This window comes from Kitasatospora sp. McL0602 (genome assembly GCF_052076145.1).
In the GTDB taxonomy this organism is placed as follows: domain Bacteria; phylum Actinomycetota; class Actinomycetes; order Streptomycetales; family Streptomycetaceae; genus Kitasatospora.
Genome location: NZ_CP197246.1, coordinates 4,991,859 through 5,015,672, shown reverse-complemented (window position 1 = coordinate 5,015,672; position 23,814 = coordinate 4,991,859). Strand labels below are relative to the sequence as shown.

17 protein-coding genes and 1 tRNA gene are annotated in these 23,814 nt (G+C 71.9%); 7 read left to right on the top strand and 11 right to left on the bottom strand.

Annotated features, from left to right (window positions below):
* Positions 1-11: 11 nt before the first annotated feature.
* Entirely contained in the window at positions 12-2,279 is a 2,268-nt protein-coding gene (gene pflB, locus ACR68M_RS22930) for a formate C-acetyltransferase (RefSeq protein WP_441245985.1), read from the top strand.
* A 193-nt stretch (positions 2,280-2,472) separates the two neighbouring features.
* On the opposite strand, the gene ACR68M_RS22925 is transcribed toward pflB, so the two are convergent.
* From ACR68M_RS22925 to ACR68M_RS22910, 4 genes are all read right to left on the bottom strand, one after another.
* Positions 2,473-4,527: a phosphocholine-specific phospholipase C gene (locus ACR68M_RS22925; protein WP_441245984.1), complete on the bottom strand. Its 2,055-nt coding sequence runs from the start codon at positions 4,525-4,527 to the stop codon at positions 2,473-2,475.
* A 179-nt stretch (positions 4,528-4,706) separates the two neighbouring features.
* Positions 4,707-5,369 (bottom strand): pentapeptide repeat-containing protein, encoded by a 663-nt coding sequence (locus tag ACR68M_RS22920; protein ID WP_441245983.1) that lies wholly within the window; start codon positions 5,367-5,369, stop codon positions 4,707-4,709.
* 53 nt (positions 5,370-5,422) lie between these two features.
* On the bottom strand, positions 5,423-6,613 hold the full coding sequence (locus ACR68M_RS22915) for a low temperature requirement protein A (RefSeq protein ID WP_441245982.1): 1,191 nt from the start codon (positions 6,611-6,613) through the stop codon (positions 5,423-5,425).
* Between the two features lie 391 nt (positions 6,614-7,004).
* Entirely contained in the window at positions 7,005-8,705 is a 1,701-nt protein-coding gene (locus ACR68M_RS22910; RefSeq protein WP_441245981.1) for an ABC transporter family substrate-binding protein, read from the bottom strand.
* 371 nt (positions 8,706-9,076) lie between these two features.
* Between ACR68M_RS22910 and ACR68M_RS22905 the strand changes: the two genes are divergently transcribed.
* The 4 genes from ACR68M_RS22905 (at position 9,077) to ACR68M_RS22890 (ending at position 13,673) form a co-directional block, all read left to right on the top strand.
* Positions 9,077-10,060, top strand: coding sequence for an ABC transporter permease (locus ACR68M_RS22905; RefSeq protein ID WP_441245980.1), 984 nt, complete (start codon positions 9,077-9,079; stop codon positions 10,058-10,060).
* 14 nt (positions 10,061-10,074) lie between these two features.
* Positions 10,075-11,007 (top strand): ABC transporter permease, encoded by a 933-nt coding sequence (locus ACR68M_RS22900; RefSeq protein WP_441245979.1) that lies wholly within the window; start codon positions 10,075-10,077, stop codon positions 11,005-11,007.
* Positions 11,004-13,019 carry an ABC transporter ATP-binding protein gene (locus ACR68M_RS22895; protein ID WP_441245978.1) on the top strand — a complete coding sequence of 672 codons (2,016 nt, stop codon included), beginning with the start codon at positions 11,004-11,006 and terminating at the stop codon, positions 13,017-13,019. Before ACR68M_RS22900 ends, ACR68M_RS22895 begins: the two co-directional genes overlap by 4 nt.
* Positions 13,020-13,599: 580 nt before the next feature.
* A tRNA-Lys gene (locus ACR68M_RS22890) sits at positions 13,600-13,673 on the top strand.
* Between the two features lie 93 nt (positions 13,674-13,766).
* On the opposite strand, the gene ACR68M_RS22885 is transcribed toward ACR68M_RS22890, so the two are convergent.
* From ACR68M_RS22885 to ACR68M_RS22875, 3 genes are all read right to left on the bottom strand, one after another.
* Positions 13,767-14,657, bottom strand: a complete 891-nt coding sequence (locus tag ACR68M_RS22885) for a hypothetical protein (RefSeq protein ID WP_441245977.1) — start codon at positions 14,655-14,657, stop codon at positions 13,767-13,769.
* Positions 14,658-14,856: 199 nt separating this feature from the next.
* Positions 14,857-15,312, bottom strand: a complete 456-nt coding sequence (locus ACR68M_RS22880; protein ID WP_441245976.1) for a hypothetical protein — start codon at positions 15,310-15,312, stop codon at positions 14,857-14,859.
* The gene (locus ACR68M_RS22875; RefSeq protein WP_441245975.1) at positions 15,309-17,213 is read right to left on the bottom strand and encodes a thiopeptide-type bacteriocin biosynthesis protein; all 1,905 of its coding nucleotides are present in this window, start codon (positions 17,211-17,213) and stop codon (positions 15,309-15,311) included. Before ACR68M_RS22875 ends, ACR68M_RS22880 begins: the two co-directional genes overlap by 4 nt.
* A gap of 499 nt (positions 17,214-17,712) precedes the next feature.
* Between ACR68M_RS22875 and ACR68M_RS22870 the strand changes: the two genes are divergently transcribed.
* Both ACR68M_RS22870 and ACR68M_RS22865 read left to right on the top strand, forming a co-directional pair.
* The gene (locus ACR68M_RS22870) at positions 17,713-18,393 is read left to right on the top strand and encodes a sensor histidine kinase (RefSeq protein ID WP_441245974.1); all 681 of its coding nucleotides are present in this window, start codon (positions 17,713-17,715) and stop codon (positions 18,391-18,393) included.
* Between the two features lie 18 nt (positions 18,394-18,411).
* The gene (locus ACR68M_RS22865) at positions 18,412-19,017 is read left to right on the top strand and encodes a response regulator (RefSeq protein WP_441245973.1); all 606 of its coding nucleotides are present in this window, start codon (positions 18,412-18,414) and stop codon (positions 19,015-19,017) included.
* Between the two features lie 34 nt (positions 19,018-19,051).
* On the opposite strand, the gene ACR68M_RS22860 is transcribed toward ACR68M_RS22865, so the two are convergent.
* The 4 genes from ACR68M_RS22860 to ACR68M_RS22845 form a co-directional block, all read right to left on the bottom strand.
* The gene (locus tag ACR68M_RS22860; RefSeq protein ID WP_441245972.1) at positions 19,052-19,702 is read right to left on the bottom strand and encodes a response regulator transcription factor; all 651 of its coding nucleotides are present in this window, start codon (positions 19,700-19,702) and stop codon (positions 19,052-19,054) included.
* A complete protein-coding gene (locus tag ACR68M_RS22855; RefSeq protein ID WP_441245971.1) occupies positions 19,702-20,928 on the bottom strand; it encodes a sensor histidine kinase in 1,227 nt (408 codons plus the stop codon). The genes ACR68M_RS22860 and ACR68M_RS22855 overlap by 1 nt, the downstream gene beginning before the upstream one ends.
* A gap of 123 nt (positions 20,929-21,051) precedes the next feature.
* Positions 21,052-23,334, bottom strand: a complete 2,283-nt coding sequence (locus tag ACR68M_RS22850) for a TOMM precursor leader peptide-binding protein (protein WP_441245970.1) — start codon at positions 23,332-23,334, stop codon at positions 21,052-21,054.
* Complete coding sequence (locus ACR68M_RS22845) at positions 23,331-23,789, bottom strand: hypothetical protein (protein ID WP_441245969.1); 459 nt, start codon at positions 23,787-23,789, stop codon at positions 23,331-23,333. The genes ACR68M_RS22850 and ACR68M_RS22845 overlap by 4 nt, the downstream gene beginning before the upstream one ends.
* Positions 23,790-23,814 lie beyond the last annotated feature (25 nt).

The following is a 23,814-nucleotide window of genomic DNA, read 5'->3' as shown; positions in this document are numbered from 1 at the left end:
GCGGCAGCAGCATGAGCACCCAGCAGTTCGAGAGGACCGGCAGCGGGGCCCGGGACGGTTTCAGGGGCGGCCTGTGGCGGGACGCCGTCGACGTCCGCGACTTCATCCAGCAGAACTACACGCCGTACGAGGGCGACGCCGCCTTTCTCGCCGGGCCGACCGAGCGCACCAGGGCGGTCTGGCAGCAGATCACCGACCGCTTCCCCGAGGAGCGCGCCAAGGGTGTGTACGACGTCGCGTACGACGTGCCCTCGACCATCACGGCGCACGCGCCGGGCTGGATCGACCGGGGCAGGGAGCTGATCGTCGGCCTCCAGACGGACGCCCCGCTGAAGCGCGCGATCATGCCGAACGGCGGCTGGCGGATGGTCGCCGGGGCGCTGGAGACGTACGGCTACCCCGTCTCCGCCGAGCTGGAGAAGGTGTTCACCGAGTACCGCAAGACCCACAACGCCGGGGTCTTCGACGCCTACACCCCCGAGATCCGGGCGGCCCGCAAGGCGGGGATCGTCACCGGGCTGCCGGACGCGTACGGGCGGGGCCGGATCATCGGCGACTACCGGCGGGTGGCGGTCTACGGCGTCGACCGGCTGGTCGAGGTGAAGCACGAGGAGAAGGCCGGGCTCGACGCCATGCCCGCCGACCCGGCGCTGCTGGAGGAGGTCATCCGCGAGCGCGAGGAACTCGCCGAGCAGATCCGCTCGTTGGGCGAGCTCAAGCAGATGGCTGCCGCCTACGGCTACGACATCTCCGGGCCGGCCCGGACGGGGCGGGAGGCCATCCAGTGGCTGTACTTCGGCTACCTGGCCGCCGTGAAGGAGCAGAACGGCGCGGCGATGTCGCTCGGCCGCACCTCGACCTTCGTCGACATCTACCTGCAACGTGACCTGGCGGCAGGGCTGTTGACCGAATCCGGGGCCCAGGAGCTGGTCGACGACTTCGTCGTCAAGCTGCGGATCGTCCGCTTCCTGCGTACCCCCGAGTACGACGAGCTGTTCTCCGGCGACCCGACCTGGGTCACCGAGTCGATCGGCGGCATCGGCGAGGACGGGCGCCCGCTGGTGACGCGGACCTCCTTCCGCTACCTGCAGACCCTCTACAACCTCGGGCCCGCGCCGGAGCCGAACATGACGGTCTTCTGGTCACCCCGACTCCCGCAGGGCTTCAAGGAGTTCTGCGCGAAGGTGTCGATCGACACCTCCAGCCTGCAGTACGAGTCGGACGAGCTGATGCGCCCGCGCTTCGGCGACGACACCGCGATCGCCTGCTGCGTCTCGGCGATGGCCGTCGGCAAGCAGATGCAGTTCTTCGGGGCCCGGGTGAACCTCGCCAAGGCCCTGCTCTACGCGATCAACGGCGGCCGGGACGAGAAGTCCGGCGCCCAGGTCGGCCCGCGCACCGGCGCGCTGACCGACGAGGTGCTCGACTACGACGCCGTGCTGGCCAAGTTCGACCAGCAGCTGGACTGGCTGGCCGAGACGTACGTGCACGCGCTCAACGTCATCCACTTCATGCACGACAAGTACGCCTACGAGCGGATCGAGATGGCGCTGCACGACCGCGCGGTGCGGCGCACGCTGGCCTGCGGCATCGCCGGGCTGTCGGTCGCGGCGGACTCGCTCGCGGCGATCCGGTACGCGAAGGTGCGGCCTGTCCGGGACGAGACCGGCCTGACCGTCGACTACCTGATCGAGGGCGAGTACCCGGCGTACGGCAACAACGACGACCGGGCCGACGGGATAGCCGTCCGGCTGGTCGAGGACTTCATGCGGAAGGTGCGCAGGCACCCGACCTACCGGGGCGCCGAGCACACCCAGTCGGTGCTGACCATCACCTCCAACGTCGTGTACGGCAGGAAGACCGGCAACACCCCGGACGGCCGCCGGGCCGGGGAGCCGTTCTCGCCGGGCGCCAACCCGATGAACGGCCGGGACCGGCACGGGTACATCGCGAGCTCGCTCTCCGTCGCCAAGCTGCCGTACGAGCACGCCGAGGACGGCATCTCGCTGACCAACACCGTCACGCCCGACGCCCTGGGCCGCACGCCCGAGGACCGGATCAGGAACCTGGCGGGCGTGCTGGACGGCTACATGGCCGCCGACGGCTTCCACATGAACGTCAACGTGCTGGGCCGGGAGACCCTGCTCGACGCGATGGACCACCCGGAGAACTACCCGCAGCTGACCATCCGGGTCAGCGGCTACGCGGTCAACTTCGTCCGGCTGACGCGGGAGCAGCAGCTCGACGTGCTGAACCGCACCTTCCACGGCTCGCTGTAGCCCCCACGCTCCGGGCCCCCACGCTCCGGGCCCCCACGCTCCGAGAAGGCCCCCGCCAGGAGGCACTGCCATGGCCGTACTGCTCGGCGCCGACATCCAGGTCGCCGCCGCACGCGGGATCTTCGCCCGGCACGGGCTGGCCGCCGTCCGACCAGCACGGCGACCGGCCCGGCCCGGACGTGGGGGGTGCGACTCAGCCGCTGATGCTGGGGGCGCCGGTCTCCAGGTGGCCGGAGAAGCGCTGGGACCAGCTCGGGTCGGAGGAGACCGTCAGGGTGAAGTCGTACCAACCGTTCTGGTACGCCACGGCGTTGAAGTAGTCGCTGGTGCTGCCACCGGCGGGGACGGCGTACGTCCAGGGGCCGTCGGTACGGTAGTTGTTGGAGGTGATGGTGAACGTGACCGCCGACGTGCCGGTGTTGGCCATTGCGAACCAGACGGCGAGCTTGCCGGTGGTGGGGGCGTTCGCGTAGGAGGCGGTGACGCCCACGGTCTTGCCGGGCTTGGTCGCGTCGCCCTTGAAGCGGCGCAGGAAGCGGTTCGGGCCGGTGACGCTGAGGTCGTAGGGGCCGTTGCCGAAGTTGGTGCCGCAGTTGAAGAAGTCGCTGGTGTTGCCGCCCGGGTCGACGGTGTACTGCCAGGGGCCGCCGCTGCGGTAGGCGTTGGCATAGGCCGCGAAGTGCGCCGAACTCGTACCGGTGGCACCCTCGTTGGCCATCTTCAGCCAGACCTTCATGACACCGCCGGAGCCGAACTCCAGGTGGTCGAGGTTGGCGTTCGGCTGGTAGGGCAGGGCGCGGGCCGGGCGGGTGCCCGACTCCTGGGCCGGGAGGGCGTTGTCGGCCGGGGAGGGGTTGCCCAGCGGGCCGCAGGTGGCGAGGCCGATGGTCTGGGAGGTGTCGGGCAGCGCGGGCATGCCGTAGACCGGGTTGGCGAAGTCGAAGACGCTGGTCAGGTCACCACAGACCTTGCGGCGCCAGGCACTGATGTTGGGGCAGTTGGCGGGGCGGCCGATGGCGGCCGTCCACTTCTCCAGGAAGCGCAGCACCGAGGTGTGGTCGAAGGTCTCGGAGTTGACCCAACCGCCGCGCGACCAGGGCGAGATGGCGATCATCGGGACGCGGAAGCCGAGGCCGATCGCGGTGTTGCTGTAGAACTCGCCCGCCGTGCCGGCCGGGGGCGACGGCGGCGGGACGTGGTCGAAGAAGCCGTCGTTCTCGTCGTAGTTGAGGAACATGACGGTGGAGTTGAAGACGTTCGGGTCGGCGTTGAGCGCGTCCATCACCATGTGGACGAAGTGCGCGCCGTCCTCAGGGGTGGCGTACGGGTGCTCGGAGGACTGCTGGTCGGCGACGATCCAGGAGACCTGCGGGAGCGTGCCGCCGAGCACGTCGGCGCGGATCGCGGCGGCGATGTCGTCGGGGGTGCGGCCGGTCTTCTTCGGGACGGAGCCCATGCCCTTGACGGCCAGCGCGCTGCCCGCGGGGGCGCCGGAGAACTGGGTGAAGTAGGCGAGGGCGTTGTCACCGAAGTTGTCGGCGGCGTTCTGGTAGACCTTCCAGCTGACGCCCGCCGTCTCCAGGGCCTCGGCGTACGTCTGCCAGCGCAGCCCGGACTCGTCGCCGCCGTCGTAGGCCGGGCCGCCCGCCGTGCCCGCCGGGTCGATCATGCCGCTCCAGTGGAAGGTGCGGTTCGGGCCGGTCGCGCTGAGGGTGGAGCAGTGGTACGCGTCGCAGATCGTCCAGTTGTCGGCGAGGGCGTAGTGGAACGGGATGTCGGCGCGCTTGAGGAAGCCGAGGGTGCGGACGGTGCCCTTGGCGGACACCCAGGAGTCCATCTTGCCGGTGTTCCAGGCCTTGTGCTGGTCGGACCAGGAGTGCGAGAGGTCGCCGTTGCACTGGGCGGTGGTCTCGGTGCTGCCGGAGGCGCCGCTGGGGTTGAAGGCCCAGGGGTACTGACGGCTGAAGAGGCCGTTCGGCTGGTTGAAGACGCTGTAGCCGCCGGCTATCTGGATCGCGCTGCGGTCGGCGAAGCCCCGGACACCGTTGAGGGTGCCGAAGTAGTGGTCGAAGCTGCGGTTCTCCTGCATCAGGATGACGATGTGCTGGGCGTCCGTGATGGTGCCGGTCGAGCTCAGCGTCACGGCCGAGGCCGGAGCGGCACCCTCGGTGACCGTGCCGGCCACCGTGGCGCCCGCCGCCGCGCTCGCCGACAGTGCCATGAACTTTCTACGACTGAGCTCAGCCATCGGCCCGCCCGTCCCTTCGCTAGCGATGCTGTGCACACACGTTGTGTCCACGACACCGGTCGCGGAGCATCTTTGCGCAGCTCCGAGCGGGGGGCCATAGCCTTGCAGCAAGGTTTGTCGGAGTGTTCAGCGACGCTTCGCAGAGCGACGGCCAGATGAACAGCCGGCGGGGCCGCTGATCAGGAGTCCTTCACAGTGATCCCCAGGGCGTGTGCGAACTGAGGCGCCAGGTCGAAGAGTTGGGATGTCCCGAGGATCGCGCCGCGCAGCCCGTCCGGGCCGTCCGGCAGCCCGAGGCTGACCGCCCCGCGCAGGTCGACGCCCCGCAACTGGGCGCCGTGCAGCCGGACTTCCTCCAGCGTCGAGCCCGGCACCGAGACGTCGGTGAGCTTCGCGCCACCGAAGTCGACGTCCCGCAGCAGGCAGTCCTCGAAGACGACGTCCCGCAGCACCGCGCCGCGCAGATTGACGGCCTCCAGCTTGCACTGGCGGAAGACCACCCGGCGCAGCGCCGAGCCGTACCCGGAGATGCCCGCCAGCACGCTGGAGACGAAGCCGCTGTCCTGCCACTCGCTCTCGGAGAGCTCGACGGCGACCCAGCGGCTGCCCTGCACCCACACCTCGTTGAAGCGGGCCTGCCGCAGCTTCGCCCCGCTCAGCTGCACGCCGGTGAAGGCGCACTCCAGGAAACTCGCGCCGTTCGCCGGACCGTCGAAGGCGGTGCCGTCGAAGAGCGCGGTGTCGTACCGCTCGTCCCGCCGCAGCGGGCCGGTGTGCGGGCGCAGCAGGTGCGCGTACGGCAGCTCGGCGAGTTGGTCGGGCACGGCGGGGACGGACGGCATGCGCTGCTCCTGGACATAGGGGATCACTCAGCCTCGCACAGGGCGCTGACAGGTCAGGCCTGGCGGGAGTGCAGGGCCAGCCCGGCGGCGACGGCGGCGGCGAAGACCAGGCCGGCCAGCAGGACGGCGTGCTGCCCGGCGGCGGTGCAGGCGAGGGTCGCGGCGGCGGCGAGCGGCAGCACCCACTGGGCGGCGCCGGTCTTGACGTGCCGGGAGTGCAGCAGCCAGACGGTGAACAGGTACAGCGCGGCGGGCACGGTGACGGCCGCGGCGGCGGCCGTCGCGGAGACGTGCGCCTTGCCGCCCGCGTACTCGACGGCGACCTCCAGGCCGGAGCCGATCGCGGCGGCGGCGAGGAAGACCAGGTAGTGCCCGTAACCCCAGACGAACGCCTGGCGGTTGGAGCGCAGGTGGTCGTGGATCGGCCGGGCGAAGTAGATCCACCAGGCGCCGAAGCAGATCAGCAGGCCGCCCGCCGCGACGGCGAGCAGCTGCCCGAGCGCCTCGTGCTCGTCGAGGCCGGACTGCACGGCGACGGTGGCGGCGGCGACGGTCTCGCCGAGCACGATCAGGGTGAACAGGCCGTAGCGCTCGGAGATGTGGTGCGGGTGCCAGGTGGTCTGCGCCCGGCGCTCGGCGAAGACCGGGACGGACAGCTCGGCGACGATCATGACGAGGGTCGCGACGTCGCGCGCCGCGCCGTCGAGCACCAGCAGGGCGGGCCACCAGCCGAGCTGGCAGACGGTGATCCCCGCGGCGTAGCGCAGTGTCATGGTGCGTTCCGGCCCGGCGCAGCCCGCCGCCGCGCGCAGCCACTGGGTGACCAGGGCGAGCCGCATCACGGCGTAGCCGATCACGAACAGCGCGAAGTCCTGGCTCTCGAAGGCCCGGTGGACCCCGGCCGCGATGATCAGGACGCCGGTGATCTGGACCAGCGTGGTGACGCGGTAGGGCACGTCGTCGACGTCGTAGGCGGAGGCGAACCAGGTGAAGTTCATCCAGGCCCACCAGATGGCGAAGAACGAGAGCAGGTAGCCGGGCAGCCCGACGCCGTAGTGGCCCTCGGCGAGGGTGACGGCCAGCTCGCGCCCGGCGCCGCCGACGGCGACCACGAAGCACAGGTCGAAGAACAACTCCAGCGGAGTGGCCACCCGGTGGGATTCGCTCCGGTCCCGCGCGGTCATCCGCCGGACGGTGCCGGTGCGGGCCCGGTGCGGGCCGGGCAGGGCTTGCTCGCTGGTCATGGTGCCGCCTTCGGGTGTCGCGCCTGCGGGGGCCGGACGCGGGGTCGGGTCCTCGCGATCCTGGCACCGGGCGGGCCGAGGTGCACGTAACCTTCGGGCGGGTTGCGCCCCTTCGGGGCTTTTGTCAGCGAGAGTTGACGGCGCAGTGCGCGAACCGGGTGACAGCGCGCGCCACCCGGTCGCGGCGGTCCGGCCGCTCCTGGCCGGACGGCTAGATTCACCGGTGAACGACGACGCGGGCGGTCTGCGGGCAAGGCGGAAGGTCAAGGCCGGTGGCGGGCAGTGGGGGGCGGTTCGTCCGCACCTCCGCCGCCTGCCACCGGTCTCGTGATCACCGCGGTGCCCGCCAGTGCCGCCTGCCGTTCGTCAGACCGGCGCCACCGGAGGCCGGTTACTTCTCCCAGCCGACCTTGAGGATCTCGGTGTCGGCGAGGCTGCCCGCACTGAAGTTGGCCAGGCCCTTGCGGACGGCGACGATGGCCGGGCGCTGGTAGAGCTCGATGGTGTGGCCGAGCTCCCAGATCTTCGCGTCGGCCTGGTTGTAGAGCTTGGCGGCCTCGACCGGGTCGATCGTCCCGGCGGCCTGCTTGAGCAGCGAGTCGATCTCCGGGGTGCTCAGCTTGGAGTAGTTGCCGAACACGTTGTCGCCTTCCGGGGCACGGAAGTTGGTGACGCCCGCGGAGAGCGGGAAGGAGCCGGTGTTGCGCCAGCTGGCGAGGTCGAACTTGCCGACGTTGATGTACTTGGTGAAGTACTCCTTGCTCGGCACCTTGTCGATGTCGACCTTGATGCCGACCTGCTGGAGCATGTTCTGCACCGCCGTCGTCATGTCGAGCTGCGCCTGCGCGGAGGAGTCGGTGAGCACGAAGTGCAGCTCCAGCGGCTGACCGCCCTTGGTGCGTGGCTGCCCGGCCGTCGTCTCCTGCCAACCCGCCTTGTCCAGCATGGACTTGGCGGTGGCCGGGTCGAACTTCACCCAGTCGCCCGAGTTGTTCTGGTAGCCGGCCTGGTTGGTCATGAAGAGGTGGTTGTCGAGCGGCTTGAACGTCACCGGCACGCCCTGGTTGGCGATCTTGATGAGTGCGCTCCGGTCCAGCGCCTTGCCGATCGCCTGCCGGACGGTCTGGTCGGCCAGCGCGCCGTTGCCGCCGAAGGAGATGTGCACCTCGTCCCAGGGGGTGCCGGTGCGGATCACGCCGCCCTTGGCGTCCTTGAGCTGGCCGTAGCTGGTCGCGGAGCCCGCACCGGCGTAGTCGATCTCGTTGTTGAGGAAGGCCTGGGTGATCGCGGCGGGGGCCAGCACCCGGTAGGTGATCTTGTCGAGCTTGGGCCTCGGGCCCCACCAGGCCGGGTCCGGCACCACGGTGATGGTCTGCGCGGACTTGTCGATGTTGCCGATCTTGAACGGGCCGCCGGTGATCGGCGTCTTCTCGATCCAGCCCTTGTTGAAGTCGTCCGGCGCGGTGAGCCCGGCGGCCGGCATCAGCGGGTTGAAGAGGTTCTGCCAGTCGGCGTACGGCTTGCTGAAGGTGACCTTCACCTCCTGCGCGTCCGCCCCCTGCTCGACCCCGGAGATCTGCTCGTAGCCGGAGGAGTCGGCGATGTTGTACGCCGGGTTCTTGCCGTTGGAGGTCTCCCAGACGGCCTTGAAGTCGAGGTAGCTGATCGGCTTGCCGTCGGACCACTTGGCCTTCGGGTTGATCTTGTACGTCACCACCTGCGGCGACTGCGAGGTGACCTCGGCCGAGGTGAGGTACTCGGGGACGGGGTGGAAGACACCCTTGGCGTCCGAGCGGAAGATCTTCGCCTCGATGTACGTCATGATCTCGACGGCGTCGCCGTACCGGCCGTCGACCTGGTACGGGTTCCACTGGGTGATCCACTGCTGCAGCGGCGCGCGCAGCTCCCCGCCGTCCTTGACCTTGTCCAGCGGCTGCGGGTTGTTGTCGTCCGCGTCCTGGGTCGGCACGACGGTCTTGGGCACATCGCCGGAGCCCGAGCTGCCGGAACTGCAGCCGGTGACGGTCAGCGCCAGGGCGATGGCGACGACGGCGGCCCGGCCGAGACCTCGGGCTGTGGTGGATGCGTCCATGAGGGGTGCCCCCAGTTGGGTTCGAAGGTTTGATCGCCGCCAGATGTGGCAGCAGTTGAGCATGGGCAGCCAAGTCGCTGCCCCAGCGAGCAGAACGTAACAGCGCATCAACCGCTCCACCAGGGTTCGGTGTTCACATCTGATCGAAACGAAACGGCAGGCAATGTAGCCGCAATACTCCGTCAGTAACTCGCTGGAACACTCTGACCTGCGGATTCGTGTGCGACAACGGACCCGTTCACTCCGGACCCCTGGACTACCGACCGTCCGGTCGCGTAGAACTGGCGCTCGAAGTTGTGTCAACTCCCCCCGAAGCGAAGGCTTGTGATCATGTCCTCCAGGCACCCGAACCACTCCCCCGGCGGTGGGCGGTGATCCGGTACCTGGCCAAGCGCTTCGGCTACTACGCCGCGCTGCTGCTGGTCGCGGTCTTCCTCGCCTTCGCGCTCTCCTCCTCCGCCCTCGGGCCGAGGGCGTACTTCGAGGCCAAGCAGCCCCGGCCGTCCGCCGCCTCCGTCGACCGCCAACTCACCGCGCTCAACATCAACGACCACACGCCCGTGGTCGAGCGGTTCGGCCACTGGGCCTCCGGCCTGGTGCTGCACGGCGACCTCGGCCGGACGATCCACGACACCTCCGTCAACGACGACTTCGGCCGCCGGATCTGGGTCTCGCTGCGGCTGCTGCTGGTCGGCAGCCTGCTCGGCATGGTGCTCGGCGTCGCGGGCGGCGCCTGGAGCGCCGTCAAGCAGTACAAGATCACCGACCGCACGCTGACGCTGGCCTCCTTCGTGCTGCTCTCCACCCCCGTCTTCCTGCTCGCGCTCTTCCTGAAGAACGGCGCGATCGCCGCCAAGGACGCCGCAGGCCACGAGGTCATCCCGTTCACCGGGTACGAAACCCCCGGGCTCGCAGGCGGGTTGGGCGCGCACCTGGCCGACTGGTCGCTGCACCTGCTGCTGCCGACGCTCTCGCTGGCCCTCGGCGGCCTCGCCGTCTACAGCCGCTACCAGCGCGGCACCATGCTCGACGTGCTCGGCTCCGACTACCTGCGCACCGCCGAGGCCAAGGGGCTCACCCGCAACCAGGCACTGCTCAAGCACGGGCTGCGGACGGCCGTCATCCCGATGGCGACGATGTTCGCGTACAGCTTCCTCGGCATCTTCACCGGCGCCGCCTTCACCGAGACCATCTTCGGCTGGCACGGGATGGGCGAGTGGTTCATCCAGGCGATCAACGAGCAGGACATCAACTCCGTCGTCGCCGTCAACCTGTTCGCCGCCGTGGTGGTGCTGGCCTCCGGCTTCCTCGCCGACGTGCTGACCGCCGCGCTCGACCCGCGCGTGCGGTACTGAGAGGGCCTGCCGACATGACTGCGCTACCGATCGAGGCGAGCCCCCTCGCCCCCGCCCAGGACGCCGCCCGCACCGGACGGCTGCGGCTGGTGCTGACCCGGCTGCTGGCCGCGAAGGGGGTGCTGGTCGGCGGCGTGATCGTGCTGCTGCTCTTCCTGCTCGCCTTCGGCGGCCCGCTCGTCACGCACTGGGACTACGCCACCCCCGACTACCTGGCGATCCGCCAACCCCCGTCCGGCACCCACTGGTTCGGCACCAACGGGATCGGCCAGGACGTCTTCGCGCAGACCGTGCGCGGCCTGCAGAAGTCGCTGATCATCGGCCTGCTGGTGGCCCTCTTCTCCACCGTCGTCGCCTCGCTGGTCGGCGCCTGCGCCGGGTACTTCGGCGGCTGGACGGACCGCGCGCTGACCTTCCTGGTCGACCTGCTGCTGGTCTTCCCCAGCTTCCTGATCATCACCATCATCTCGCCCAAGCTGAAGGGCGCCGGCTGGATCGCCTTCGTCGTCCTGCTGGCCGCCTTCAACTGGATGATCACCGCCCGGGTGGTCCGCTCGATGACCCGCTCCCTGCGCGAGCGCGAATTCGTCCGCGCCGCCCAGTTCATGGGCGTCCACCCGCTGCGGATCATCCTGCGGCACATCCTGCCGAACGTCGCCTCCTTCCTGATCACCGACGCCACCGTCGCCGTCGGCGGCGCCGTGATGAGCGAGACCGCGCTCTCCTACTTCGGCTTCGGCGTCCGCTCCCCCGACGTCTCGCTCGGCACCCTGCTCGCCGCCGGGACGGACCAGGCCCCCGTCTTCCCCTGGCTGTTCTACTTCGCCGCCGCCCTGCTGGTGCTCTTCGTGCTCGCCATCAACCTCATCGGGGACGGGCTGCGCGACGCCCTCGACCCCACGACCGAGGCGGCCCGCCCCGCCCGTACCTCCCGGAGCAAGAGTTGAGCACCGACCTGCTGACCGTCAGCGAGCTGGCCGTGGACTTCGGCGCCGCACCGGCCGTACGCGGCGTCGACCTGCGGCTGAAGCGCGGCGAGACGCTGGGCATCGTCGGCGAGTCCGGCTCCGGCAAGTCGGTGACGGCGCTCGCCGTGCTCGGGCTGCTGCCCGGCAGCGCCGCCGTGCGCGGCTCCGTCCAGTTGGAGGGACGCGAGCTGGTCGGGCTGCCGAACCGGGAGATCGCCAAGATCCGTGGCAACAAGGTCGCCATGGTCTTCCAGGACCCGCTCTCCGCCTTCACCCCCGTCTACCGGATCGGCGACCAGATCGTCGAGGCGCTGCGCATCCACCAGAGCCTCGACCGGGCCGCCGCCCGCGCCCGCGCCGCCGAACTCCTCGACCTGGTCGGCATCCCCGAACCCGAGCGGGCCCTCGACAGCTTCCCGCACGAGTTCTCCGGCGGCATGCGGCAGCGCGCGATGATCGCCATGGCGATCGCCAACGACCCCGACATCCTGCTCGCCGACGAGCCGACCACCGCGCTCGACGTCACCATCCAGGCCCAGGTGCTGGACGTCCTGCGGCGGGCCCAGCAGGAGACCGGCGCCGCCCTCGTACTGGTCAGCCACGACCTCGGCGTGATCGCCGGGATGGCCGACCGGGTCGCCGTCATGTACGCCGGGCGGGTCGTCGAGACGGCGCCCGTGGATGAACTCTTCGCCCGCCCCCGCCACCCCTACACCCTCGGCCTGATCGGCGCCGTCCCCCGGCTCGACACCGACGGCGGCCCGCTCGTGCCCATCCCCGGCAGCCCCACCCCGCTCGCCGAGCTGGGCCCCGGCTGCCCGTTCGCCGCCCGCTGCCCGCTGGTCGAGGACCGCTGCCGCAGCGCCGAACCCCCGCTCGCCGGCAGCGGCGACCACCTCGCCGCCTGCGTCCGCGCCGACGAACTCGCCGAGCGCGGGCCCGCCCCCAGCGAGGTCTACCCCGTGCCGACGGTGCCGCCGCCCGCCGTCTCGGTGCCGCGCGAGGAGCGCGAGCAGGTGCTCCGCGTCACCGGCCTCGGCAAGACCTTCCCCGTCCTCAAGGGCACCGTCTTCAAGCGCCACGTCGGTGACGTCTACGCCGTCGACGGCGTCGAACTCGACATCCGGCACGGCGAGACGCTCGGCCTGGTCGGTGAATCCGGCTCGGGGAAGTCCACCACCCTCTTCGAGATCCTCCGGCTCGCCGCCCCCGAGACCGGCCGGATCGAAATCCTCGGCCAGGACACCGCGCAGCTCGACCGCTCCGCCGCCCACCGGCTCCGCTCCGACCTGCAGATCGTCTTCCAGGACCCGATGGCCAGCCTCGACCCCCGGCTCCCCGTCAGCGACATCATCGCCGAGCCGCTGCTCGCCCAGCGCGCCCCGCGCGAGCTGATCGACCGCCGGGTGCCGGAGCTGCTGCGGCAGGTCGGGCTCGAACCGGCCCACGCCGCCCGCTACCCGCACCAGTTCTCCGGCGGGCAGCGGCAGCGGATCTCCATCGCGCGGGCGCTCGCCGTGCAGCCCCGGCTGCTCGTCCTGGACGAACCCGTCTCGGCCCTGGACGTCTCCGTCCAGGCCGGTGTGCTCAACCTGCTGCAACAGCTCAAGGCCGAACTGGGGTTGGCGTACCTCTTCGTCTCCCACGACCTCTCGGTGATCCGCCACCTCTCCGACCGGGTGAGCGTGATGTACCTGGGCCGCACGGTCGAATCGGGCGCCGCCGCCTCGGTCTTCTCCAGCCCCCGCCACCCCTACACCCGGGCGCTGCTCTCGGCCGTCCCGCTGCCCGACCCCGCCGCCGAACGGGCCCGCACCCGCGTCCTGCTCGCCGGCGACCCGCCCTCACCCACCGTGCGGCAGACCGGCTGCCGCTTCCGCACCCGCTGCCAGGTCTACGCCGCGCTGCCCGAGGCCGACCGCGCCGTCTGCGACCGGGACGCCCCGCCTCTCACCGGCTCCGACGAGCACGCCGCAGCCTGCCACTACTGAAGCCGTCGCCACGGCGTACCTGCGCAGGACGAGGCGGGCCACCAGCGGGTGGTCGGCGAGCGGCTCGGAGACGGCCCAGGCGCCCGCTGCGGCGAGCGAGTCGGCGTACCGCCCGGGGGTCAACAGGTAGGTGGCGACGGCGACCCGTCGGTATCCCCGAGCCCGGAGGCCGGCCACGGCCTCCGGCACGGACGGCGCGTGGGAGCCTGCAGGGCCGGTGGAGCCGCAGTACGCCGTCCGTACCGGGACGTCACCCAGCAACTTCCGTAGCAGCTAGCTGACTTGCCGAGCACCGTAGTCGCCGCCCGGCGGGCCGGCCCCTGCGGCGGCGACCACGACCGCGTCCGCCCGGCCCCCGGCCCGGCACCGCCGTGGACGGCGAGCACCAGCGGTGGCAGCGACACGTCCAGCGGGACGGGCATCGGCACCGGGTTGAACCGCCTGGCACACCACCCGTGGACGTGCCGTCGAGCTCGCCGGCACGCGCGAGTAGCCCCGCCGACGGCGCCCACCGACCGCTACGGCGTGACCACGATTCGGAGATCCGGACGGAGTCGCCTATAGTTCTCCAGGTCAGCAGGCGCCGCTAGCTCAGTTGGTTAGAGCAGCTGACTCTTAATCAGCGGGTCCGGGGTTCGAGTCCCTGGCGGCGCACAGACAGACTGAAGGCCCCTCGCGAGAGCGAGGGGCCTTCAGTCATTTCGAGCTGTCGGTCAGCGCCCGGTCAGCGCCCGGTCAGCGCGTCGGTCACCGCTCGGCCGTCGGCGGCGTGCCTCGGCGGCCGCCCGCGCACTGGGTGCAGCCGGGAGTCGGGGTGATGCCGAGGATGCGCGTCCGCCCGGTGCCCGGGGTGTGCTCGACCACCAGGCCCGGCCGGGCGCCGCGGCCGACGCCCGCCGCCGTGTGCACCAGCTCGGCGACCACCAGCGCGGCCTGCAACTCGATGTCCGTCCCCGCCAGGGCGGGGGCCGGCACCGCCATGCCCGCGGGCCGGGCCGCGCGGGCCAGCCGGGCCGTGGCGCAGGGCGGGCAGGGCGAGACGCCCGGCTCCGTCCAGGGGCCGACGGCGACGGTCGTGCCCCGGGTGGTGACGGGGAGCTGGGCGCGGGACTCGTGGGGCTCCGGCCTGCCGTCGACGACCACGAGCAGCTCGCGCGCCTCCGGCACGGTGGCGGGCCAACTGAGGGCCAACTCCCGTATCAGCGCACGGGCGAGGGCGGACTCCCCGACCACGACCGGCCGCAGCTGCCGCCATGCCTCGACGGCTGCGGCGCCCGAGGGGTGCCGCCGGGTGGTCGGCGCCCAGCGGCCGCAGAAGCGGAGTGCGCCGGAGAGGGTGTCCGGATCGGCGAAGGACTCCCGCTGCGCGGAGGCCAGCTCCGGGTCGGCGGCCTCCCAGAGCCCCAGTGTGTGCAGCAGCTCGGCCTCCGAGTCGTCCGCCGCCGCCTGGCCGAGCAGGATCTCGCCCAGCCGGGTGCCTGCACTGCCGCTGAAGCGCCAGGTGCGCGGGCCGCCGGTGACCACGGCGCCGGACGGGTCGTACTGGATGCCGAGCCCGGCGGAGGGCCGACCGGAGGCAGGCCGAGGCGGCAGGGCGGCGCGGCCCTCCTCGGTGAGCAGCGAGGGCGACGGCTGCACAGCCCGGATCTGCGGGGGCACGACCGGTGCGGGACCGACCGGTGCGGGGCCTGCTGGAGGGCTTGTGAGCCGTGGGACGGTGAGTGGCGCGACGCCGAAGCGGCTGGCCGCGACAGGTGAGGCCCCGAGGCGTGGGCGCGGAGCGGCGCTCGGCGCGGGCGGAGCGGACGGTGCAGCCGGTGCGGCTGCGACCTGATGGTCAGCGGAGATCCGGGACACCCTGGCCTCCTCTCAGGCACTGGCCGTCCAGGTCGAAGGCGTACCAGGCGCCCGGGTGGCCGGTGGCCAACTGCCGGAGCAGCCCGGCCGCTACGGCGGCGTGGTGCGGCAGGGCACCGGTCGGCACCGGTGCGCCGTCCTCGGCGAGCACGGCGTCGCCGACCAGCAGCCAGCCGGACCGCTCGACGACCGCGAGGTGGGCCTCCGCCCGGCGCTCCCGGCCGACGAAGCAGTGGCCGCCCGCGCGCTCGGCGAGCAGGGCGCGCAAGTCCGGGTTCGGGACCACGACGGTGGCGGGGGTGGGTATGACCTGGGGCTTGGCGGTGCCGGTGCCCCGGGCGGCGGTGGGCCGCCTGGGGAGGGGTTTCCTGACGGCGGACCTACCGACCGGGGGCTTCGCGGCGGGGGCGGACGTCCTGGTGATGGTGGCGGTCATGGGGCGGCTCCGATCGCGACCAGGCAGAGGGGCTGGGTGAGGGCTTCGCCGTGGCCCGAGGCCACGGCGAGTTCGTCGTAGCCGCCGCAGACCGTGGCGGCCCGGAGGTCGAGCGCCGTCGCCGTGAGCAGCAGACTCTGCGTCAGCCGCCCGGCTTCGAGCAGCGCCGACCGGGCACCGCGCGGGCCGTACCGCAGGGTGCTCACGCCGGGCGCCGTGCCGAGCAGCAGCAGGACGGGGGCCTCGGCGGCGGCTGTCGGGCGGTGCCAGGCGGGGCGCGGGGCCGCGTACGGCACGGCGGAGAGCAGGGTGCCGGTGTCGACGGCCGGGCACGGCGCGAGCGCGTGCTCGTCGGCGAGGTAGCGGTAGTTGCCGGCCGGGATGCCGGGCACCCGGCGCACCAGGACGTCGACCAGCAGGGGGCGCAGCTCGGGGGCCGGGTGCTCTCTGCCCCCGAAGCCGACGGCAGCGGCGGCGGGCGGCGCTGCCGCCACCCTGGCCGCGAGACCCAGCAGGGTGCCCAGCCGGGCCGCGTCGACCACGCCGGTGCACCCGCCGAGATCACCGACGGCCGGGCTGCCGAGGAGCTCCGCCAGGGCCGGGGCCGCCAGCAGCGCCGGGTCGGCCGCCGGAAGCCGGTACGGGGCGGTGCGGGGCTGTGCGTCGTGCGAGGCGGCCGGGCGCGGCACAGAGTGCAGGGGGGCGGGCGGGTAGGACTCGCCGTCGCCGACCGGGTGCGGGCGGGCGGACTCACGGCGCTGGGTCCGACTGCTCATCGCGTCGCGTTGGAACTTGACGGCTTGCAGGAACTCGCCCGTCGCGTGGGCGTTGCGCCCTGCGGTGTGGCCGGTGATGTGGGTGGCGGTGTGGAGGGTGACGCGAGGGCGGGCGGCGGTCTCGGGAGGAAGGGGCGTGACGGGGGCGAGCGGGGTGGTCGGGTCGGCCTGAGCCTCCGGCACGCCCTGCGCGTCCGGGCCGGTCAGGCTGCCGGAGAGGGTGAGCCCGGCCAGCCAGGTGAGGAAGGACTCCCCGGACACCGAGACGCCCAGGCGGTTGGCGAGCATGTGCCACTGGCTGGTCAGGGCGGGCCACGGGCCTCGCTGGAGATCCGGCCCGAGGGCCTGCAACTGGCGGGCGTAGTCGTGCACCGCGGCGGCCCAGCGGCCGGGCAGCCCGGAGAGCCGGCCCGCCTCGGCACGGAGTCGGCCGACCGCGGCGCGGAACTGCTCGGGCTGCTGCTCGTACTCGCACTCGGCGCGGGCCCGTGCGGCGGGGACGTCGGCCCGGGGCGCGCCGGGGCGGGCGGCGGCGGCGAGCGCGGACCGGCGGAGCGCGGTGCCGATGGTGACCTCGTCGAAGCCCGCGTCCAGCAGCCCGGCGACGTGGGCCGCGAGCAGCTTGAGCGCGGTGCCCGTGCGGGAGGTGCCGGACAGGATGTCGGGGAGGGCCTCGGCGGCGATCTCGCTGGAGAGCTGGAAGAGGTCCTCGCCGAGCGGCATCGCCTCCGGCCCGCCGTACCGGGCGGTGTCGGGGCGGTACCCGGGGCGCAGCACCGTACCGGTCGGCTGCCAGCCGAAGGCCTCGACCGTGCTGGGGCTGCCCGCCTGGTTCGGGAAGGCGACCCCATCGAACGGCTCGGTGCCCGGCAGGGTGCCCGTCCGGGCCGCGAGCCGCTCGGCCACCGCGTCGGCCAGGCCCGGCCGGGTGTCGCGCAGCCGCAGGCGGATGTGCGGCCCGCCCTCCCAGTACCGCAGGGCGAACCAGCCGCTGGCGAGACCCTCGCCGATGGCCCGGCGGCCTTCCTCGGCTGCCGCGAGGTAGAGGTGGTCGGCGGTGCTGCGGTCGCCGTGCGCGAAGACGTGCAGCGACTCCCACTCGGGCGCGATCGTGGTGGTGGACATGGGCTTCCTCTGGAACGGCAGGAGGGCCGTGGAAGGGAATTCGGGAGATCAGACCCGCCTTCTTCGATCGACCGGTGGGCTATTTCTCGCACCACTTCCGAGCACGCGTCAAGCGTTCGAGAAATAGACGTGACAACTGTCAGACCCCCCTGGTGACAGACCATCCATCCACCGGCCGCCGACCATGACAACTGTCACCGTCGACCCGGATTTGGGCCGCCACAAGGGCCCACCCACGCAGTGGAGTTACCGCTGACCACCGCAGCGTCATGACAACTGTAACGATGGATCAGCGACAAGTAACCCTGGGCACGCACGGTCCGGCCCGAATAGGATCACAACAGTTTCAGCCGGCGCGTTCAGAACGGAGCATCGGAATGACGTCGACGGCCTCAGCACGCAGGAGAGAAAAGGCGGTCCGGGCATCCGGAATTCGGCCGCACCACCTGACGTCCGCTCACCTGACGGACCGTTGCCGGTCCGTCCGAGGGTGGTGAGGATGGCACGGTACGCACTCTGGCCCCGCCGTCCCGCCGCCTCGACGGCCACCCTCGACGACACCGCGGGCCACCGCCTCGGCGTTCTCGGGGAGCGGCTGCGCGAGTTGCAGGCGCAGGACGAGCAGGCGGATCTCTTCTCCCTGGAGCGGGAGCTGAGGGCCGCGCTGCACGAGGTGCGGTTCACCACCCCCGGGTACCGGCCGCTCCCGCTGAGCGCCGCCCTGGAGCGCACCGCCGAGACCCTGCGCGCGGTGGGCATCGAGCTGGAGATCGTCTCGGCGGTGGCAACGGCACCTGGCCTCGGCACGGCACCGGGCATCGGCGCGGCACCGGACGACTGGGCGCCGCAGGTGTCCGCCGCGCTGGGCTGGGTGCTGCGCGAGTGCACCGCGAACATCCTCCGGCACAGCACCGCCCGCCGGGTGTGGATCTCGCTCACCCCGACTTCCGAGGGCCTCCGGCTGGCCATCCGCAACAACGGAGTGGCCAAGATCCGCCCCGGCACCTGGAACAAGGCCTCCGAGCCCGGAAGCGGAAGCGGTATCCCCAGTATGCTGGCGCAGGTCTCGGTCATGGGTGGGACGCTGCGGGTCGACCGCACGGACACACGCTTCGAGCTCGTCGCGGTGGTCCCCACCAACCCGCGGCCGAGCATGCACACCCAGGCAGGGCGTCGCTGACGAGAGGGGGACGGTCCCATGATCACCGTGGTTCTGGCGGACGACCAGCGAATCATCGCGGACGCGCTCGGTCGGCTGCTCGCGCTGGAGGAGGACATCGAGGTCCTCGCCGTGGTCGGCGACGGCAACCAGGCCCTGGCGGCGATCCGCCAGCACCGGCCCGCCGTCGCGCTGCTCGACATCGACATGCCCGGCCAGGACGGCCTCGCCGTGACCGCCCAGGTCAAGCAGGAGATGCCGCAGTGCCGGGTGGTCATCCTGACCTCCTTCGGCCAGCCCGGCTATCTGACCCGCGCGCTGAACGCGCAGGCCGACGGCTTCGTCGCCAAGAACTCCCGGGTCGAGGAGATCATCGAGACCATCCGTCAGGTCTCGGCCGGCCGCCGGGTGATCGACCCCGCCCTCGCCGTCACCGCCCTCACCGCCGCGCCGAACCCGCTCACCGGCCGGGAGCGGGAGGTGCTGGAGGCCGCCGAGTACGGCGCCCCGCTCTCCGACGTCGCCTCACGGCTGCACCTGGCCCACGGCACCATCCGCAACCACCTCTCGGCGGCGATGGCCAAGACCGGTACCCGGACTCGGGTCGAGGCCGCGAAGGCCGCCCGCGAGCGCGGCTGGCTCTGAGCAGAGCCTCAGCGCGGCCGGCGGCAGGGCGGTGCTAGGAGATCCAGCCCGCGTCGCGGGCGATCCGGATGGCGTCGATCCGGTTCCGGCCGCCGACCTTGACCACGATGGAGGTCAGGTAGTTTCGCACCGTCCCCTCCGACAGGTGCAGGGTGCGGGCGATCTCGCCGACCTCCGCGCCCGGCGAGGCGAGCTGCAGGACTTCTCCCTCACGCGCGGTCAGGGGGCTCTCCCTGCTCTCCCAGACCGACATCGCGAGCTGAGGGTCGATCACCCGCTGGCCGGCGGCCACCGAGCGGACGGCCGCCGCGAGCTGCTCGGGCAGCGCGTCCTTGAGCAGGTACCCGCTCACCTTGGCGTCCAGCGCCCGCCGGAGCGTGCCCGGACGGCCGAGACTGGTCAGCATCAGCGCACGGCAGGAGGGGAGCTGCTCTGCCAGCAGAGCAGCAGCGGCCAGCCCGTCCATCCCGGGCAGGTCGACGTCGAGGATGGCCACGTCCGGCCGGTGCTCCAGGGCGGCGGGCAGGATCGCGTCACCCCGGTCGACATCCACGACGACCTCGATGTCCGGCTCCAGCTGGAGCAGTGCGACCAGCGCACCCCGGACCATATGGGCGTCCTCGGCCAGCAGGACACGGAGCTTGCGCTCCCCGGCCACCGGTACCGAATCGAGCTCCGGCGACATCAGGCGGCAACCCTTCTGGACAGCTTGCGCAGGGCCTTGAGCGGCTGGAGCTCCGACCCGGAGGAGTCGGGCGCGGCTTCGACCGGCACGGTGGCGACGAGGTGGAAGCGGCCGTCCGTGCGCAGCCCGGCGCTGAGCGTGCCGCCCATCGCGCGGACCCGGAGGGTCAGATTGCCCAGCCCGCTGCCGCCGTGCGGGTCGACGGTGCCGACCCCCGGCTCGACCCCGTCGTTGACGACGGAGAGCCGGACGCTGTCGCCCTCCTGCACCGCCTCGATGGTGCAGCTGCGCACCCGGCTGTGCCGGAGCAGGTTGGTCATGCCCTCGCGCAACACCGTGGCGAGGACGGTGTCGACCGCAGGCGGCAGCTCGCCGACCGAGACCGTGAGCGCAGCATCGACCTCGGCGGCCCGGAGCACCTCACGGGCCGACGCGCACTCCTGGACGAGTGACATGTCGCGGTAGCCGCTGGCGACGAGGCGTACGTCGGCGAGGGCCTGCCGGGAGATGTCGAGCACCTCGGAGACCTCCTCGCGGGCCCGGTCGGGGCTGGCGGGGAGGAGGCGGCGGATCAGCTCGCTCTTGAGCGAGATCGCCGAGAGGCTGTAGCCGAGAAGGTCGTGAAGGTCACGCGCGAATCGCAGCCGCTCGTTGGAGACCGCCATCCGGGCCAGCTCGCCCCTGGTCTCGTGCAGCACGGAGACGTACTCGGCGAGCCGGGAGATCCCGTACACGACAAGTCCGCCGAGCAAGGTGGACTGGCCCATATAGACGACCTGGATCAGTGGCATTCCGCTGTAGGCCGTGTAAACACTCATGCTCAGGCCGGTCAGGCCATAAAGCGTCCAGCCCCAGCGAGCGGGCAGGATAAGAAGGCAGGACCCGCCGAAGAATGTCCCCATGCTGCCCCACACCCCGTGGAAAACCAGGAACGGAAGGAACGTCAGCAGGGCCTGGACACCGAGGGTCAGCGCCTTGAGGCGCCCGGTCGCCTGCCGCATGCGGGGGTTGGAGTGCAGCAGCTGGAACATGAACATGCACAGCACGCCGACCATGCCGAGGATTACTACGGCGATATTTTTGATCTCGTTGAAAATATTGATCAGAGTGATCACGAGATAGGAGGCGAGAACCGCGTAGAGAATGACCTTGGCCAGCCTCGGGGCGAGCACCTCTGCCGCATCCGCCAGTCGCTGCGGCGGCTGGGCGGGCTGACTATCCCTCATACCGGCTCCCCATGGGTCCTACTCGACTCCGGACGGAGCATATGACATCGACCCCGTCCAAGGAAAGGATGATATCTCTATCCTTTCCGCCCCCCTGACCAGGGAAGTCAGTCCGAGCTGCACCTAGACAAAAAGCGGGATCGGATTGAGCTCCTCGTAGGGCGTGGCGCTCTTCAGCCGGCCGAGCGCCACCGGCACGTCGTAGAGGCGCCCCGGGCCGAACCGGGCCCAGAAGTGCCGCAGGCCGGGCACGATCACCCGCACCACCGGCAGGCCTATGTCCGGCCTGGTCTGGTCGAGCACCAACAGTTCCATGCCGTGACGGCGGGTCAGTTCCGTGATGTCCTCGATGTCCTCCTTGAGGTCGGTTCGTGGCTGATAGCCCCAGGAGTCGGGCCGACGCGGCGCGAGCTCCTCGTCCGGCCACAGGTACGGCTGCCGGGCCACGGTCTCGGTGCTCCACCAGGAACGAGCCGTCCGGTCCTCCACGGCGTAGCCGGTGCCGTCCGCCGTGGCGTCAATCACAGCGGGGAGCAGCTGGCCGAGCTCCGTCAGCGCCCGGCGCAGGGCCACCGCCGGGTCGAGGTGGGCGCCGAAACCGAAGAGCACGTCCTCGGCCGGCTTGTCGGTGCGCCGGGAGAGCGCCGCCATCACCGGGATGCCGAGGTCGGCGGTGAGGTCGAGCACCCAGACCTCGCGGCCGATCTTCCGGTACTCCTCGCGCAGGCCGGGCAGCCACGGCTCGGTGGCGGCGAAGGCGTCGAGGTCCACGGCCGGCTGCCGGGTGCGGTTGTACCACCAGAGGGCGACGGCGTCGCGCTCCACCAGCTCCAGGAAGCCCTGAAGGACGGCGTCCTCCAGGCTGCTCCCCGCGGCGTTGCCGTTGGAGTCGGCCGTCGGCAGGCCGCCGTCCTGGACTGCGGAGAAGTAGAGCAGCGAGGTGGGCACCAGGCGCCGCTCACCCGCGGCGAGCGACCACACCGGTGTCCAGTCGACCACCTGTGCCTCGTCGAAGGTCGACGGCACCTGCTGGAACGGCGAGTCGTGGTGCTCGGCGTTCCACCGCTCGCGGTCCCGGTGCTGACGTTCGTCGAAGTGCTGGATCTCGTGCGGGTGCACCGCCACCTTGCCGAGCTCCCGGTAGCTGGCCCGGACGACCGGCTCGTCGCCGTGCCAGGAGCCGCAGTACCGCTCGACCGCTTCGCAGAGTGCGCTGACCCGGGCCTCCTCGGCGGTCAGCCCCTTGCCTCCGGAGAGTGCGCGCAGCCCGGCGCGCAGCCCTCCGAGGGTGGTGGGGGCGAGCGCGAGGTTGTGGCCGGACACGTAGTTGTGGACGAAGCCGGGGCTGCGTGGGTCGCGCCAGATGTCTTTCACCACCCCGGTCACCGGGTCGATGAGGTGCCCGTATGTCTCCAGCATCCGGCGCGGGGTCAGCGCCCGGTGGCCGTTCGCGGCGCCGGGAGCCTTGGGGCGCGAGGTGATCTGCACCGGGCGGCGCACCAGCCGTGCGACGAGGGCGCCGTCGCCGCACTCCGGGCACTGCGGGCGGCGGCTGACTGGGTGGGTCTCGCCGCGCAGGGTGAGGGTGTCGAGGGTGTGCACGGCGTCCTGGCCCTCGTGCCGCATCCCGGCCAGCCACTTGGCGGCCTCCAGGACGGCGGTCTGCAGGCCGATGGCGCGTCCGGCGGCGAGCGAGGCCTCGGGGCGTTCGAGCGGCCGGGCGGTGCCGAGTGCCCGCTGGAGCGGGATCTCGGAGCGGCGGTGGCCGCGCAGCCGGACGGCGAGGCAGTGCCAGCAGGCGTTCTCGCCGGGGCGGAAGACCGGGCCCGTCCACGGGTCGGCGCCGACCGGGCGGGCCAGCAGCCAGGGCCGCCGGGCGGCGCGGTGCCGGGCGTCGACGACGGCGAGCGCCGGGTCGAGGTAGTCGGTGCAGAGCACCAGGGTGAGTGCGGCCGTCCGGCCCTGGACGACCTTGAGCCCCGAGTCGTGGCAGGCCTGCTCGGCCGCCTCGGCGTCGGTGTCACCGAGGGCCAGCACCCGCACTCCGGCCCTGGCCAGATCGGCCGCCGCCTGGCCGCCGTTCAGCCCGGCGAGGTCCCAGTACGCCTCCGCCGCCGGATCGGCCGCGTGGGTGCGGGTGCGCACCAGACCGGCCGAGACCAGCGCGCGCAGGCCCGCCACCGCCTGGTCCGGCGGCAGCGTCTCGGCGGCGGCCCGGACGATCTCGGGGCAGGTGCGGGTGCCGTCCAGCAGTGGCACCAGCGCCTCTGCCTGCGGCCCGCGCAGTGCCGTCACCGACCGGGGCGAGACCAGGTAGGCCGCCTCCCCCGGCACCACCTCTGCCCGGAGGTGCGTCTTGAGACCGAGCTGTGCCTCAGCGGCTGCCGTCCCCTCGGCGGCAGTCATGCGGCGAACTCGACGGGCCGATTCCCCTCGGAAACGATGAAGCAGATGTAGGTGGAGGTGACGATGCGCGGGTCAGCGGCATCCAGGTCTTCCAGGACGAACGCGGCGGCGGCGTGGGCAGTCCCCTCCACTGCCCGCACCGCCGCTCTGCGCGCGCCCGGAATGCCCGTGCCCGCCGGGCGCGCGTCGAGGACGCGTGCGCCGGTGATGCCCAGGTCGTCCAGCAGCAGGGCGTCCATGCCCTGCTCGATCAGGCCCAGCTCGCACGGGGCCGCCCCGGTGATGCCCAGGCCGTCCAGCAGCAGCTCGTCCAGGGCGGGGTCGTCCTGGGCGCGGGTGCCCCACGACAGCGAGTCCAGCGACAGGGCGTCCAGGAGCTCGGACGCATCGGGGGCATAACGGTCGGCAGCCTTCGCGGCCCGCGTCGAGGCGGCGAAAGGCGTGTGGTCGTTCATGTGTGTGTCCCCCAGATGGCGGTGG